Source organism: Galactobacter sp., assembly GCF_022712295.1.
In the GTDB taxonomy this organism is placed as follows: domain Bacteria; phylum Actinomycetota; class Actinomycetes; order Actinomycetales; family Micrococcaceae; genus Galactobacter.
The window spans coordinates 1-13,505 of the sequence record NZ_JALAGT010000139.1 but is presented as its reverse complement, the minus strand read 5'-3'; the positions used below and the strand labels follow the sequence as shown (position 1 = coordinate 13,505).

Genomic DNA, 13,505 nt, shown 5'->3' with positions numbered 1-13,505 from the left:
GGTCGGGGTGGTGGACGTGTAGGAGACCTGGACGACGGGCAGGGGGGCGGTGTCGGGCGCGGTGGACATGTAGCGATCGTAGGGAGCGCCAATAACTTACGACCAGTGCAACTTTTGGTCATGGTATACGGTTAACGTATGGACTGGAATCTCCGCGAACTGCGCTATCTGGTGACCGCTGCAGACTATGGATCCTTCACCGACGCAGCCGAGGTGCTGCATGTTTCGCAGGCCTCGGTGTCACGGACCATCGCGGCGTTGGAACGTAGCGTCGGAGAGCAACTGTTGAGGCGTAGCGCACGCGGTTGCGAGCCCACACCGACCGGCGGCCAGGTTCTCGAGACGGCGAAACGCCTGCTGGCGGAAGCCAAGAGGTTCGACGAGAGTGTGCGCAATCGCGACCGCGTCCTGCGGCTCGGGTACGCGTGGGCGTGTCTGGGCAAACACACCGCCCCGTTGCAGCGCCGGTGGAAGGCAGAGGTGGACGCACCTGACGGTATTTCGTTACGGCTGACCCGTCAGCCGACCGCAACCTCGGGACTGGCCGAGGGACTGTGCGACGTCGCCGTCATGCGCACGCCGCTGCACGACGACCGCTTTGAGTCCGCTGTGGTCGGGCTGGAGCGGCGTGTGGCCGCCTTCGCCGCTGACGACCCGCACTGGGCGCGCCGACGCAGTCTCACCCTGGATGAGGTGGCCACCCGGACGGTGGCCACCGACCGGCGCACCGGAACCACGGACGAATCGCTGTGGGCCGGACACGACCGGGCGCCGCAGATGCTGGTGCAGACCGGGGACGTGGAGGAGTGGCTGGATACCATTCAGTCACAGGAGGCGGTGGGGGTCACTACGGAGGCCACGGCGCACCATCACCGCAGGCCGGGCGTGGTGTATCGGCCGCTGAAGGACGCACCGCGCATCGGGGTGAAGCTCGTCTGGGCCAAGGCAGCGCCCCCGCCCGGACTGGAGAAGATGATCACCATGGCCACGGAGCTGTACTCCGACAAATGACGTCTCACGCGTAGTTCCGCAACTCCAGGTGGAAGTCCAGAGCTTGTTGGTCCAACTCGATGCCGTAGGCCTCCAAGTACGGTTCGCGCCAGCCGGAGCCGAAGTTGAAATCCACCGACCACAGCGCTGCAGCGAGGTCGGCCCAGACGTCGGCCACCCCGAGCAAAGCCAGATCCACGAGGGCCCGAGGCTCGCCTCGGTCATCGAGGAGTGTGTTGGGCAGGCAGGCGTCGCCGTGGGCCACCACCATTGGCGCATCGACCACAGGCCCGACGGCAGGTGACCGGCGAAGATGGTCCGGCACCTCGGCGCCGGCGGCCCTGGCCGCCGCGACCCGAGCCTCTACGGACCAGTCGAAGGGGCACGTGGCCGGGTCAACGGCGTCGTGCAGTGCGCGCAGCGCCCTGGCTCCGGCCTGGATCGCGATCTCGGGGCGGCCAAGCCAGTTCTCGGAGACCACGGAGGCATAGGGGAGAGTCTCGGTCACGAGCCACTCGTGGGTCGCGTCGCTACCGTGGTCCACGACTCGGGGGACGGTCAAGCCGGTGCCCTGCAGGCGGGGGAGGAGCCAGGTCATCCGGGCCACCTCATCCGCCATGCTGCTCTCGGGATTGAGCGGGCCGTACTTGATGTGCAGTTCCGGGGCAGCGGAACTTGTGACCGTTGGGCCGCCCGCGCGGAAGGTGACACCGCCCAGGGCGTTGACCCACACGGGGACGAGGTTCCGACCTTCAGCGAGCTCGGCGACGCGGCCCGGGACGGGGTGATCTGGGGGCGGTGTGGACATGCCTCCATCCTCCTCGCGCTCTCGGAACTGCACCCTGCTTTCGGACCCGAGTCAGGGGTTCGGGGGTCGTGGATCCGAGACCGAGGAATAATCTGCAGGCGTCGTCGTGGTCGTATGCTACACCCAGTGCGCACACAGGCTGTTCCTCACTTGAGTACATAGCGTTGCGTGGCATGAACTGTCCCGTAGATGGCACCACCCTGTTGATGAGCGAGCGCCAAGGGATCGAGGTCGACTACTGCCCCGAGTGTCGGGGGATCTGGCTCGATCGAGGTGAACTCGACAAGTTGCTGGACCGAGCCCGGGCCGAGGGCGGCCGCCAAGGCGATGCCGTGCAGTCGTGGGATCCACGCGGGCGCCGCCGTGGTGATGATGACGATGACCGTCGTAGCCGTGACCGATACGACGGCGATCGGCGCGGTGATTCCAGGGGCTACCGGCGCAAGAAAAAGGAAAGCCCGTTCGAGTTTCTAGGTGACATCTTCGGCTAGGCGTCTCTAATGGGTTGATGTAGCGCCTGCCGGGTTGGAGCCGATCGCGGGCAAGAATAGCCCCCGAGATCCGTGTGATCCCGGGGGCTTCGTGTAGGGCGGGTGGGGCTTGAACCCACGACCCAAGGATTATGAGTCCTCTGCTCTGACCGACTGAGCTACCGCCCCAGCCTGACCATTCTATCGGCACCAGACCGTTGATCGGTCCCAGCGGTTCCGTCACGGAGCGGCGATGATGACGACGTTGCCGTGATCATCTTTCTTGTATCGGTCGGCCTTGTACGTGAATTCGACTCCGAGCACGGCGAACTTGCGGTTCTTCCCTGCCGAGACCCGCTCGCATTGAGCCGGGTCCACGGGGATCGGGTGTTCCCAACCGCGGGCCTGGCCGGAAGGCTGGCGTTTGGAGGCGAAGAAATACTCGCCGGAAGCTACGTCGGCCCTGGAGAGCTGGGCTTCATTGCCATTGCACTGGACCAGGAGACTCTCGATAACGCTGGGCAGGCGGTTCTGAACTAGGAGTCCCCACTGGCCTCGGACAATGACCCAGTCGACATGAACACGGTCGCCCAAATCGGACACTTCCTTGCGTTCCGCCCTGGCTCGCTCGCGTTCGCGGTCCTTGAGATCCTTGAAACCCACCACAAGGGTAAAAGCACCGGCTACTGCGGCCAACGCCATGATCCAGTTAGGTATGAGGGTGCTCCAGAGTTCCATGACACCAATATCAACAGTCGAAGATATAGTTTGACAAGAGATGGACTTGCTCGTGCAACGAGGGGGATCTGGACCGGGCGCCGGTAAGCCACCCGCCCTGATCGAGACATTCTGGTCGTGGGTCATTAAGTGGAACCTGTGGCATCCTGACGTGCTCTACCCCACCGCTTACGATGGGCAATAGCGAATGCACGGTGTGGCATCGGACCATCGCGGGTAGTGCCACGAGGCTGCTGGAGTTCGTGAAGGGCTAAACGTTGGGCCTGGCCGATGTCGTCGGTACCGGCTCACAGAACAAACAACGAGAAGGAGACGACGGTGCCGGTTTCCGACCAGGGAAGTCCAGCGGGGAACGCACGGAAGTCCTTGGGGCTGCGCGACATCGCCAAGCTGGCCGGTGTCTCCCATCAGACCGTCTCTCGCGTACTCAACGATCACCCCAACACCTCGGCGGCAACGCGGGCCAAGGTCATGAAGGTCGTGGAGGAGAACAACTACCGGCCCAGTCGCGTGGCCCGAGCCTTGGCCACCAGCCGTCACCAGCGCATCGGCGTCGTCGTGGAAGGGGTGGGGCAGGCCGGGCCGGCCTCGACCCTGCGCTCCATCGAGTCCGCGGCCTTCAGCAGGGACTACACCGTGTCCACGTTGTCCGTGGGGGATGGGTTGACGGTGTCGGAGGCCGCGGAACACCTCATGGACCACGGAGTGGATGGCCTGATCGTCATCGCGCCAAGAGTCGTGACCGTGCGCAGGCTTCTGGAGCGCAAACTCCAGCTCCCGTACGTGGTGGTCAACGCGGAGCGACCCGAGGCGGCCTCCACGGTCTCGGTGGATCAGTTCGACGGTGCGCGGCAGGCGGTTTCCCACCTGCTGGACGCTGGGCATCGCGTCATCATGCACATTGCCGGCCCGCTGGACTGGGCAGACGCCCGCGCCCGTGAGCGTGGCTGGCGGGACACCCTGGTGGCCAACGGCGCCCCGGTGGTGGAGCCGGTGGCGGGGGACTGGACCCCGGATTCCGGGTACGCCGCCGTGGCTCGAGTCCTGGCCCAGAAAGACTGCACGGCCGTGTTCGCGGCGAATGACCAGATGGCGTTGGGCCTGATCCACGGTTTGCACGACGCGGGCGTCCGAGTGCCGCAGGACATGTCCGTTGTGGGCTTCGACGACCTGCCGGAGTCGGCCCACTACCTGCCTCCGCTGACCACCATCCGGCAGGACTTCGCCGCGTTGGGTTCCTCCGCCGTGGGATCGCTGCTTGACCAGGTGGAACACCCCGGCAGGGAGGTCCCCGGGGTACGGGTGCGCCCTCGGTTGGTGGTGCGCTCCTCGACCGGCCGCCCGCGGTCGTAGCTCCGCTTCGCCGACGCGATCCGAAGTTTTGCGACCCGGCCCGGGTCGGTGGACGCAGGCGTAGTCGGTGGCCGTGAATCCAAACTCTGTGAGCCGAAACTTTTTTCGGAACCGGCTTGACACGCCCTGCGCTGTGACCGGTAACATCTATTCCGGCCGGTGAGACGCATCACTCACGGCGAGTGCGACGACGCACATTCACACCAGGAGGAACCCCAATGGCGAAGTTCAAATCCTTGCGCGGTATCGCGGCAGTGGCCGCTACCGGTGCACTTGCCCTCGGCCTTGCAGCATGCGGCGGTGGCGGAAACAGTGGCTCTGACGGCGACCTGACCGTCGGCTTCGTCGCGGTCGGCCCCGAGGGCGGCTGGCGCGACGCCAACGAGAACGATGTGAAGTCCGCCTTCAAGGACGCAGACATCACCCTCAAGTACTCGCCCTCCAACAAGGGCGACCAGAACTCCCAGATCAGCGCCTTCTCCTCCTTCGTGGATGAGGAAGTCGACGCGATCGTCCTGTCCGCCACCGAGGCCACCGGCTGGGAGAAGTCCCTGAAGGAAGCCAAGGATGCAGATATCCCGGTGATCCTGCTGGACCGCGGCATCGAGCCCGACGAGGACAGCTTGTACACCTCTCACATCGCCCCGGACAACGTGGGTATCTCCGAGAACGTGGCCAAGTACTTCAACGAGCAGTTCCCTGACGGCGCCAACTACGCGGTGCTGGAAGGCCCCCCCGGGCTCTCCGTGGTCAACGACCGCAACAAGGGCTTCAAGGCCACCATCGCCAAGAACATGAAGCTCGTGGACTCCCAGACCGCAGAGTGGTCCACCGAGAAGGCCAAGTCCGTCTTCGAGACCATGCTGAAGTCCAAGAAGAACGACATCCAGTTCGTCTTCGCTCAGAACGACGAGATGGGCCTCGGCGCCGCACAGGCAGTCAAGGAAGCCGGTCTGACCCCGGGCAAGGACGTCAAGATCGCGACCATCGACGGCACCAAGCCGGCTCTGGAATCACTCGAGAAGGGTGAGCTCAGCTTCGTTGGTGAGTACAACCCGCTCTTCGGCGAGCAGGCCGTGGATGCAGTGAAGAAGGCTGTGGACGGCGAGGACGTCGACAAGCAGATCGTCATCGAGTCCGAGGTCTTCGATTCCCCGGAGGCAGCCAAGAAGGCCCTCCCGGATCGCAAGTACTGAGTCGAACTCCCGTGCGGCATCGGGGTCATGCGTTGTCCTGACCCCGATGCCGTGCCACGTTCAAGAAGAGGCCATCACCCGGGCGTCTCCGCGCCCGTGTGAGGAGCCCGCAGGCGGGCATGAAGGAAGAGGCAAGGATGCCAACATCGCAACCAGTGGTCCGGATGACCGGCATCACGGTGGAGTTCCCCGGGGTCAAGGCCCTGGACAATGTGGGACTCACACTGTGGCCCGGCGAGGTCCACACCATCATGGGGGAGAACGGGGCAGGCAAGTCCACCCTGATCAAGGCCCTCACCGGCGTCTATGGAATCGACGCGGGCGTCATCGAGGTGGACGGTCAGCAGGTCAGCTTCACCGGACCGGGCGACGCCCAGTCCTCCGGGGTCGCGACCGTGTACCAGGAAGTCAATCTCTGCGACAACCTCACCATCGGTGAGAACGTGATGCTCGGCAACGAGATCCGCGGGGGCTTCGGCATCAACTGGCGAAAGACCCATGAGCGTGCCCGCCTCATCCTGGGTGAGATGGGTCTGTCTCACCTGGACACCCATGCGCCGCTGTCCTCACTGGCCTTGGCCGTGCAGCAGCTCGTGGCGATCGCCCGCTCCCTCGTCACCGACACCAAGGTGCTGATCCTCGACGAGCCAACGTCCTCCTTGGACGCCAACGAGGTCGAGGTGCTCTTCAACGTGATCCGTGACCTGCGCGATCGCGGTGTGGCCATCCTCTTCGTCTCCCACTTCCTGGACCAGGTCTACGAGATCAGCGACCGGCTCACGGTACTGCGCAACGGCAAGTACATTGCCGAGCACCTGACGGCGGAGATCCCTCGCCAGGCGCTGATCGCGGAGATGATCGGCAAGGATCTGACCGAACAGGACGATGCCCCCACCGCGGAGCGAGTGGCCGGCGAGCACGAGGACTTCATGGTCCTCACCGGTTCGGGCGCCAAGGGCATCATCAATCCCACGGACCTGACCCTGAAGAAGGGTGAGGTCATGGGCTTCGCCGGCCTGCTCGGCTCCGGCCGTACGGAGCTGGCCCGCATCATCACCGGTGCCGACAGCGCGGACACCGGCACCATCACCGTGAACGGCGAGTCGGTCAAACTGCGTTCGCCCCGTACCGCCATCGCCAACCGCATCGCACTGACGTCGGAGAACCGCCGCGACGAGGGCATCATCGGTGACCTGACCGTCCGCGAGAACCTGGTCCTGGCCGTCCAGGCCAAGCGTGGCTGGTTCCGTCGTGTGCCCAAGCGGGAGGCCGACGAGATCGTGGACAAGTACATGGCTCGGCTCAACGTCCGCCCCGCGGACCCGGACCGGCCCATCAAGAACCTTTCCGGTGGCAACCAGCAGAAGGTGGTGCTTGGCCGCTGGCTCGCCACGGCACCCGAACTGCTGGTGCTCGATGAGCCCACCCGTGGCATCGACATCGGCGCCAAGACCGAGATCTCCAACCTGATCCTGGAACTGGCCGAGGGCGGAATGTCCGTGGTCTTCATCTCCTCGGAACTCGCCGAGGTGGCCCGTCTGAGCCACCGCATCACCGTCCTGCGAGACCACCAGGTCATCGCGGAACTCGAGAACGGGCCGGACGTGACTCCGGCCAGCATTGTGGCCGTCATCGCCGAAGAGGCCGAGCCGGTCGCAGACCTGGACGCGGCCGTCGACGCGGTGGACGAGAAGCCTGACACCGAGAACCAGGCCACCGACAACGCGGAAAAGGAGGCCTGAGCCATGACTGCACTCAAGAATCTTTTTGCCCGTCAGTACGTGTGGGCACTCGTGGCCCTGATCGTCCTTCTCCTGATCGACGTGATCAAGGACCCGGGATACCTGGCCATCAGCTCGAACTCGTCCGGTGATCTCTCCGGCAACCTGATCGATATCCTGCGTCAGACCGCACCGATCCTGATGATCGCCGTGGGTATGACACTGGTCATCGCCACCGAGGGTATCGACCTCTCCGTCGGTTCCGTCATGGCCGTGGCAGGTGCCGTGACCATGCAGTTCCTGTCCTCAGCGGACAACACGGTGGGGGCTGCCTTCACCGCACTCGGCCTGGCCTTGTTGGTCAGCCTGGCGCTTGGCCTGGTGAACGGCATTCTGGTGGCCTGGGTAGGACTCCAGCCGTTCATCACCACCCTGATCATGATGCTCTCCGGCCGCGGTATCGCCCGTGTCATCACCGGCGGGCAGAACACGGCTGCCGAGAACGATCTGGTCAACTGGATCGCCAACGGCCGCGTCATCGGTTTCCCCGTGGTGACCATCATCGCCGCGGTGATCGTGGTCATCGTGGCCCTCTTGGTTCGCCGTACGGCGTTGGGCATGATGATCGAATCCTTGGGCATCAACTCCAAGGCCTCCCGACTGCTCGGTATCCGCCCCAAGCCGCTGCTGCTGACCGTGTACGCCCTCTCCGCACTTCTGGCGGGTATCGGCGGTATCTTCTCCACGGCTTCCGTCATGACCGTCGAGGTCTCCCGTACGGGTCTCGACCTCGAGATGGACGCCATTCTGGCCGTGGTGGTCGGCGGTACCTCACTGGCCGGCGGCAAGTTCTCCATCGCCGGTTCAGTGATCGGCGCCCTGCTGATCACCACCCTGAACAAGACCGTGGTGTTCCTGTCCATCCCCTCCACCGCCACTCCGGCCTTCAAGGCCATCGTGATCGTGGTGGTCTGCCTGCTGCAGTCCCAGCGGGTGCGCTCCTGGCTCAAACGCAAGAGACGGCCGTCACCGACGCCGCCCACGCTGCCGAGCACCGACGGCGAGGTCGTGACCGACGACGCCGAGCAGAAGACCCTGGAACCGGCCACAGTCGAGTCCCCAGCCGGTAGCGGCAGGCACGCGGCTGACGACGGCGACGCCACAGAACAGACGAAGGGGGAGCAGGCATGAGCACCGCGACCTTGAACGCCCCAGCCGCGGGCAGCAGCAAGTCGAGTTCCGGCTGGCTGAGCGCCCTACCGACCATCGCCTCGGTGGTCATCCTCATCCTGATGTTCGCCTACGGTCAGGCCTCCTACGGCAAGATCATCCAGGCGAGCACCCTCTCCAACCTCCTCATCGAGAACGCCCACCTGATCGTGCTGGCCCTGGGCCTCACGTTCGTGATCCTCACCGGTGGTATCGACCTCTCCGTGGGTGCCGTGGTCGCGGTGTCCTCGTTGACGGGTGTGATGATGGCCAACGCCGGCCTCCCCGTGTGGCTCTGCATCGTCGTGACGATCCTGATCGGATCGGCCTTCGGCACCATCTCCGGCATCCTCATCCAGTTCTTCAACGTGCAGCCCTTCATCGCGACGTTGGCGATGATGTTCCTGGCCCGTGGTATCGCCTCCATGATCTCCACCGACCCCCAGCGCCTGGACTATGAGTCCAGCTACCTGTGGTTCGGCGAGAAGATCAAGCTCAACGAGGGTGCGCTTCGCTCCAACGTCGTGAGCGTCACCCCCAGCTTGATCGTCATGATCGTGTTGGTGCTCGTGGCCTGGTGGGTCCTGAAGCGCACCCGCACGGGCCGCACGGTCTACGCCATCGGTGGTGCCGAGAACTCGGCCCAGCTGATGGGCCTGCCCGTGGGGCGCACCAAGATGTCCGTCTACGTCATCTCCGGCACCCTGGCCGGTATCGCCTCGGTCATGTACACCTCCCGCCTGGGCACCGCTCAGAACATCACCGGTGTGGGCTGGGAGCTGGACGCCATTGCGGCAGTGGTGATCGGCGGAACCATGCTCACCGGTGGCTACGGCTTCGTGTTCGGTTCGGTGGTCGGAGCCCTGGTGCTCGGCGTGCTGAAGCTGCTGATCAGCCGTGACGGCACCGTGCCTCCCGAGGCCACCACCATCATCACCGGCGTCATCCTGCTGGTCTTCGTGCTGCTGCAGCGCGTGGTCAACCTGAAACGGAAAACCACATGAGCGCCGACATCATCGCGTCGGGTCGAGCCAGTCTCGGCATCGAGTTCGGCTCCACGCGCATCAAGGCCTGCCTGATCGGTGAGGACCACGAGGTGCTGGCCGTGGGGATCCACGACTGGGAGAACGACTTCGTGGACGGTCTGTGGACCTACCCGTCGGCGTCCATCGAGGCAGGTGCACGGGCGGCCTACGCCGATCTCGCGAGCACCGTGAACGACACCTACGGTGTAGCACTGACCAAGCTGCGCGCCGTGGCGGTCTCCGCCATGATGCACGGCTACCTCCCCCTGGATGGCGATGGTGAGTTGCTGGTTCCCTTCCGGACCTGGCGCAACACCAACACGCAGGAGGCGGCCGCCGCGCTGACCGAGGTGCTCGGCGTGAACATCCCGCTGCGTTGGTCCGTGGCCCACTTGGGCCAGGCCGTGCTGAACGGCGAGGATCATCTGCAGGACATCGCCACCTTCACCACGTTGGCCGGCCTGGTTCATCGCAAGCTCACCGGTTCCAGCGTGTTGGGGATCGGGGATGCCTCCGGCATGTTCCCGTGCGATGCCGACACGCGTGATTACGACGAGCCTCGCCTGGCCCGTGCCGATGCCTGGTTCGCGGAGCACGGTTTCACCACGCCGCTGAGGGATCTGCTTCCTCCGGTCGCGGTGGCCGGAGCGGACGCCGGTGCCCTCACCGAGGAAGGCGCGGCCTGGCTGGACCCCACCGGGCAGCTGCAGTCGGGCGCCCCGGCTGCGCCCGCAGAGGGTGACGCCGGGACCGGCATGGTCGCGACCGACGCCGTGGCCCCCCGTACGGGCAACGTCTCGGTCGGAACCTCCGTCTTCGCGATGGTGGTCCTCGAGGCCGCCCTGCCCAGCGTCCATCACGAGATCGACCTCGTCACCACGCCCTCCGGCGATGCCGTGGCCATGGTGCACTGCAACAACGGTGCGAGCGAACTCGCAGCATGGGCGGGCCTGCTGGGCCGCTTCGCGGACGCGATGGGCGCCCCGGCCGCTGCCGACGACGTCTTCGCGACGCTGCTGCGTGCCGCCATGGACGGCGAAGCGGATGCAGGCGGGGTGCTGGCCTACAACCAGCTCTCCGGTGAACCCGTCCTTGGCCTCGAGGCCGGCCGCCCCATGGTGCTGCGCACCCCGGGCTCCCGCCTGACTCTGGCGAACTTCGCCCGCGCCCAGCTGCACGGCGTCTTCGCCTCGCTCGCGGTCGGCATGCGAGTCCTCGCAGCAGACGGCGTGCGCATCGACACGCTGCAGGGCCACGGAGGCCTCTTCCGCACGTCGGGCCCAGCACAGTCCGTGCTCGCGGCGGCCGTCAACGCGCCCGTGGCCGTCATGGCCACGGCCGGTGAGGGCGGCGCCTGGGGCGCCGCCGTGCTGGCCGCGTACCGCGCGGCGCAGGTGGAGGCACCTGTGTCCGACGACGCGGAGGACCTGGCCGGGTACCTCACCCGGGCGGTCTTCGCCGACGCCGCGACCACCGTCGTCGACCCTGATCCCGAACTCGTGGCCGGCTACACCGCGTACCTGACGCGGTACGAGGCGGCACTGCCCGCCGAACGTGCCGCCGTCGGCTCGCTGTGACCGAGCCGAATCACCTGAGGAGCACATCATGACCGACTTTTCTGCGGCGACTCAACTCGCCATCGACGAGGTACGACAGCAGGTCTCTGACTTGCACCAGGAACTGACCCGCTACGGGCTCGTGGTCTGGACCGGCGGTAACGTCTCCGGACGCGTGCCCGGCGAGGATCTCTTCGTGATCAAACCTTCTGGGGTCTCCTACGACGAGCTCACACCGAAATCCATGATCCTGTGCACGCTGGACGGCGAAGTGGTGCCGGGTACGCCCGGGGCCGAGCGTCCCCCGTCGTCGGACACCGCGGCACACGCCTACGTGTACCGGAACATGCCGGACGTCGGGGGAGTCGTGCACACGCACTCCACCTACGCCGTGGCATGGGCCGCACGCGGCGAGGAGATCCCGTGCGTCATCACCGCGATGGCTGACGAATTCGGCGGACCCATCCCCGTTGGACCCTTCGCGATCATCGGTGATGATTCCATCGGCCGTGGCATCGTCTCCACGCTGACCGGTCACCGCTCCCGTGCCGTCCTGATGAAGGGGCACGGCCCGTTCACCATCGGCTCATCCGCCAAGGACGCCGTCAAGGCGGCCGTCATGGTGGAGGACGTGGCCCGTACCGTGCACATCGCCGCACAGTCCGGCCCGCTCACCCCCTTGCCGCAGGAAGCGATCGACAAGCTTTTTGCGCGCTACCAGAACGTTTACGGGCAGTCGGACGACGACCGTTTCGCAGACACCGCTTCGACATCCCAGGAGGACACCAACCATGGCTGAGACCACCAACCCCCTCGACGGTTACGAGGTCTGGTTCCTCACCGGTAGCCAGGGGCTCTACGGTGAAGAGACGCTTCGCCAGGTCGCCGAACAGTCTCAGGCGATCGCGTCGCAGCTGGACGCCGCCACCCCCGTGAAGGTGGTCTGGAAGCCGGTCCTGACCGACTCCTCCTCCATCCGTCGCGCGGCGCTCGAGGCCAATGCTGACGACAACGTCATCGGTGTCAGCGCCTGGATGCACACGTTCAGCCCCGCCAAGATGTGGATCGCCGGGCTGGACGCCCTGCAGAAGCCGCTGCTGCATCTGCACACGCAGGCTCACGCCCAGGCTCCCTGGGACGAGATCGACTTCGACTTCATGAACCTGAACCAGGCCGCCCACGGCGACCGCGAGTTCGGCTACATCGTCTCCCGCCTGGACGTTGCCCGCACCACCGTGTCCGGTCACGTCTCCGACCCGCGGGTGCAGGCCGAGGTCTCCGCCTGGCAGCGGGCGGCCGCCGGGCGTGCCGCGCTAGCCGGCATGAAGCTGGCCCGCTTCGGAGACAACATGCGCAACGTCGCCGTCACCGAGGGTGACAAGGTCGAGGCCCAGCGTCGCCTCGGCGTCGAGGTCAACACCTGGGGCGTCACCGAACTCGCCGACGCCGTGCACGCCGTGGCGGACGCCGACATCGACGCGCTGGTGGCCGAGTACGTCTCGCTCTACGACGTTGCCCCCGAGCTGCTGCCGGGTGCCGACCGTCACGAGTCGCTGCGATACGGTGCCGCCATCGAGCTCGGCCTGCGTTCCTTCCTGGAATCCGGCGGCTTCCATGCCTTCACCACCAACTTCGAGGACCTGGGCGAACTGCGCCAGCTGCCCGGCCTGGCCGTGCAGCGGCTCATGGCCGAGGGCTACGGCTTCGGTGCAGAGGGTGACTGGAAGACCGCGATCCTGGTGCGCCTGGCCCACGTCATGGGGACCGGATTGGCCGGGGGTGAGTCCCTCATGGAGGACTACACCTACGACCTGACTCCCGGTTCCGAGCTGATCCTGGGCGCCCACATGCTGGAGGTGGCGCCGTCCCTGACCGCGTCCAAGCCCAAGCTGGAGATTCACCCACTGGACATCGGCGACAAGGACGATCCGGTGCGCCTGGTGTTCGCCGCCGACGCCGGTCCGGGCCTGGTCGTCGCCCTGTCAGACATGGGCGACCGTCTGCGCCTGACCGCCAACACCGTGGACATCGTGGAGTCGCCCGCACTGCCCAAGCTGCCCGTCGGCCACGCCGTGTGGTCCCCGAAGCCCGATTTCGCGACCTCCACCACGTGCTGGCTGCACGCAGGAGCCGCGCACCACACCGTCATGACCAATCGCATCGGCGTGGACGTGTTCCGTGCCTTCGCGACCATGACCGGCATCGAGCTCGTGGAGATCGGCGAGGGCACCACCGTCCCCGGCTTCCTGAACGAGCTGCGCTACAACGACGCGATCGCCAAGCTCACCCGCTGACCTGAGTCGCTTCTTCTGGAGCGATGAGCAGGGCCCGCATCCTCGTGGAGGGTGCGGGCCCTGTTCGTTGTGCTGTGGCCGGTGTTGGGGAGTCAGTTGTGCCTGGTGCGGGGGTGTGAGGGCGGCGGAACTGACTCCTGAAATG

General features: G+C 65.9%; 12 protein-coding genes and 1 tRNA gene. 10 read left to right on the top strand and 3 right to left on the bottom strand.

From position 1 onward, the window contains the following. Positions 1 to 138 precede the first annotated feature (138 nt). A complete protein-coding gene (locus tag Q0A15_RS10435; RefSeq protein WP_291279467.1) occupies positions 139 to 1,011 on the top strand; it encodes a LysR family transcriptional regulator in 873 nt (290 codons plus the stop codon). 4 nt (positions 1,012 to 1,015) lie between these two features. Here Q0A15_RS10435 and Q0A15_RS10430 read toward each other — a convergent pair whose 3' ends face one another. Continuing rightward, entirely contained in the window at positions 1,016 to 1,798 is a 783-nt protein-coding gene (locus Q0A15_RS10430) for a phosphotransferase (protein WP_291279466.1), read from the bottom strand. 173 nt (positions 1,799 to 1,971) lie between these two features. Here Q0A15_RS10430 and Q0A15_RS10425 point away from each other — a divergent pair, with 173 nt between their 5' ends. Then, positions 1,972 to 2,289, top strand: a complete 318-nt coding sequence (locus Q0A15_RS10425; RefSeq protein ID WP_291279468.1) for a zf-TFIIB domain-containing protein — start codon at positions 1,972 to 1,974, stop codon at positions 2,287 to 2,289. Between the two features lie 94 nt (positions 2,290 to 2,383). On the opposite strand, the gene Q0A15_RS10420 is transcribed toward Q0A15_RS10425, so the two are convergent. Next, a tRNA-Ile gene (locus Q0A15_RS10420) sits at positions 2,384 to 2,457 on the bottom strand. 51 nt (positions 2,458 to 2,508) lie between these two features. Further along, a complete protein-coding gene (locus Q0A15_RS10415) occupies positions 2,509 to 3,006 on the bottom strand; it encodes a hypothetical protein (RefSeq protein WP_291279465.1) in 498 nt (165 codons plus the stop codon). Positions 3,007 to 3,324: 318 nt separating this feature from the next. Here Q0A15_RS10415 and Q0A15_RS10410 point away from each other — a divergent pair, with 318 nt between their 5' ends. From Q0A15_RS10410 to araA, 8 genes are all read left to right on the top strand, one after another. Next, positions 3,325 to 4,359 (top strand): LacI family DNA-binding transcriptional regulator, encoded by a 1,035-nt coding sequence (locus tag Q0A15_RS10410; RefSeq protein WP_291279464.1) that lies wholly within the window; start codon positions 3,325 to 3,327, stop codon positions 4,357 to 4,359. 218 nt (positions 4,360 to 4,577) lie between these two features. After that, on the top strand, positions 4,578 to 5,555 hold the full coding sequence (locus tag Q0A15_RS10405) for an ABC transporter substrate-binding protein (protein WP_291279463.1): 978 nt from the start codon (positions 4,578 to 4,580) through the stop codon (positions 5,553 to 5,555). A gap of 137 nt (positions 5,556 to 5,692) precedes the next feature. Then, positions 5,693 to 7,297 carry a sugar ABC transporter ATP-binding protein gene (locus Q0A15_RS10400; protein ID WP_291279462.1) on the top strand — a complete coding sequence of 535 codons (1,605 nt, stop codon included), beginning with the start codon at positions 5,693 to 5,695 and terminating at the stop codon, positions 7,295 to 7,297. Positions 7,298 to 7,300: 3 nt separating this feature from the next. Continuing rightward, positions 7,301 to 8,467 carry an ABC transporter permease gene (locus tag Q0A15_RS10395; RefSeq protein ID WP_291279461.1) on the top strand — a complete coding sequence of 389 codons (1,167 nt, stop codon included), beginning with the start codon at positions 7,301 to 7,303 and terminating at the stop codon, positions 8,465 to 8,467. Further along, positions 8,464 to 9,489, top strand: coding sequence for a sugar ABC transporter permease (locus Q0A15_RS10390; protein WP_291279460.1), 1,026 nt, complete (start codon positions 8,464 to 8,466; stop codon positions 9,487 to 9,489). Before Q0A15_RS10395 ends, Q0A15_RS10390 begins: the two co-directional genes overlap by 4 nt. Further along, positions 9,486 to 11,087 carry an FGGY-family carbohydrate kinase gene (locus Q0A15_RS10385; RefSeq protein WP_291279459.1) on the top strand — a complete coding sequence of 534 codons (1,602 nt, stop codon included), beginning with the start codon at positions 9,486 to 9,488 and terminating at the stop codon, positions 11,085 to 11,087. Before Q0A15_RS10390 ends, Q0A15_RS10385 begins: the two co-directional genes overlap by 4 nt. A 28-nt stretch (positions 11,088 to 11,115) precedes the next feature. Then, the gene (locus tag Q0A15_RS10380; protein ID WP_291279458.1) at positions 11,116 to 11,865 is read left to right on the top strand and encodes an L-ribulose-5-phosphate 4-epimerase; all 750 of its coding nucleotides are present in this window, start codon (positions 11,116 to 11,118) and stop codon (positions 11,863 to 11,865) included. Further along, positions 11,858 to 13,360, top strand: a complete 1,503-nt coding sequence (araA, locus tag Q0A15_RS10375; protein WP_291279457.1) for an L-arabinose isomerase — start codon at positions 11,858 to 11,860, stop codon at positions 13,358 to 13,360. The genes Q0A15_RS10380 and araA overlap by 8 nt, the downstream gene beginning before the upstream one ends. Positions 13,361 to 13,505 lie beyond the last annotated feature (145 nt).

What these genes read in the sequence shown, in the direction of transcription:
- Q0A15_RS10435 (WP_291279467.1), top strand. Translation starts at nt 139, where the DNA reads ATGGACTGGAATCTCCGCGAACTGCGCTATCTGGTGACCGCTGCAGAC.
- Q0A15_RS10430 (WP_291279466.1), bottom strand. Translation starts at nt 1,798, where the DNA reads ATGTCCACACCGCCCCCAGATCACCCCGTCCCGGGCCGCGTCGCCGAG.
- Q0A15_RS10425 (WP_291279468.1), top strand. Translation starts at nt 1,972, where the DNA reads ATGAACTGTCCCGTAGATGGCACCACCCTGTTGATGAGCGAGCGCCAA.
- Q0A15_RS10415 (WP_291279465.1), bottom strand. Translation starts at nt 3,006, where the DNA reads ATGGAACTCTGGAGCACCCTCATACCTAACTGGATCATGGCGTTGGCC.
- Q0A15_RS10405 (WP_291279463.1), top strand. Translation starts at nt 4,578, where the DNA reads ATGGCGAAGTTCAAATCCTTGCGCGGTATCGCGGCAGTGGCCGCTACC.
- Q0A15_RS10400 (WP_291279462.1), top strand. Translation starts at nt 5,693, where the DNA reads ATGCCAACATCGCAACCAGTGGTCCGGATGACCGGCATCACGGTGGAG.
- Q0A15_RS10395 (WP_291279461.1), top strand. Translation starts at nt 7,301, where the DNA reads ATGACTGCACTCAAGAATCTTTTTGCCCGTCAGTACGTGTGGGCACTC.
- Q0A15_RS10390 (WP_291279460.1), top strand. Translation starts at nt 8,464, where the DNA reads ATGAGCACCGCGACCTTGAACGCCCCAGCCGCGGGCAGCAGCAAGTCG.
- Q0A15_RS10385 (WP_291279459.1), top strand. Translation starts at nt 9,486, where the DNA reads ATGAGCGCCGACATCATCGCGTCGGGTCGAGCCAGTCTCGGCATCGAG.
- Q0A15_RS10380 (WP_291279458.1), top strand. Translation starts at nt 11,116, where the DNA reads ATGACCGACTTTTCTGCGGCGACTCAACTCGCCATCGACGAGGTACGA.
- araA (WP_291279457.1), top strand. Translation starts at nt 11,858, where the DNA reads ATGGCTGAGACCACCAACCCCCTCGACGGTTACGAGGTCTGGTTCCTC.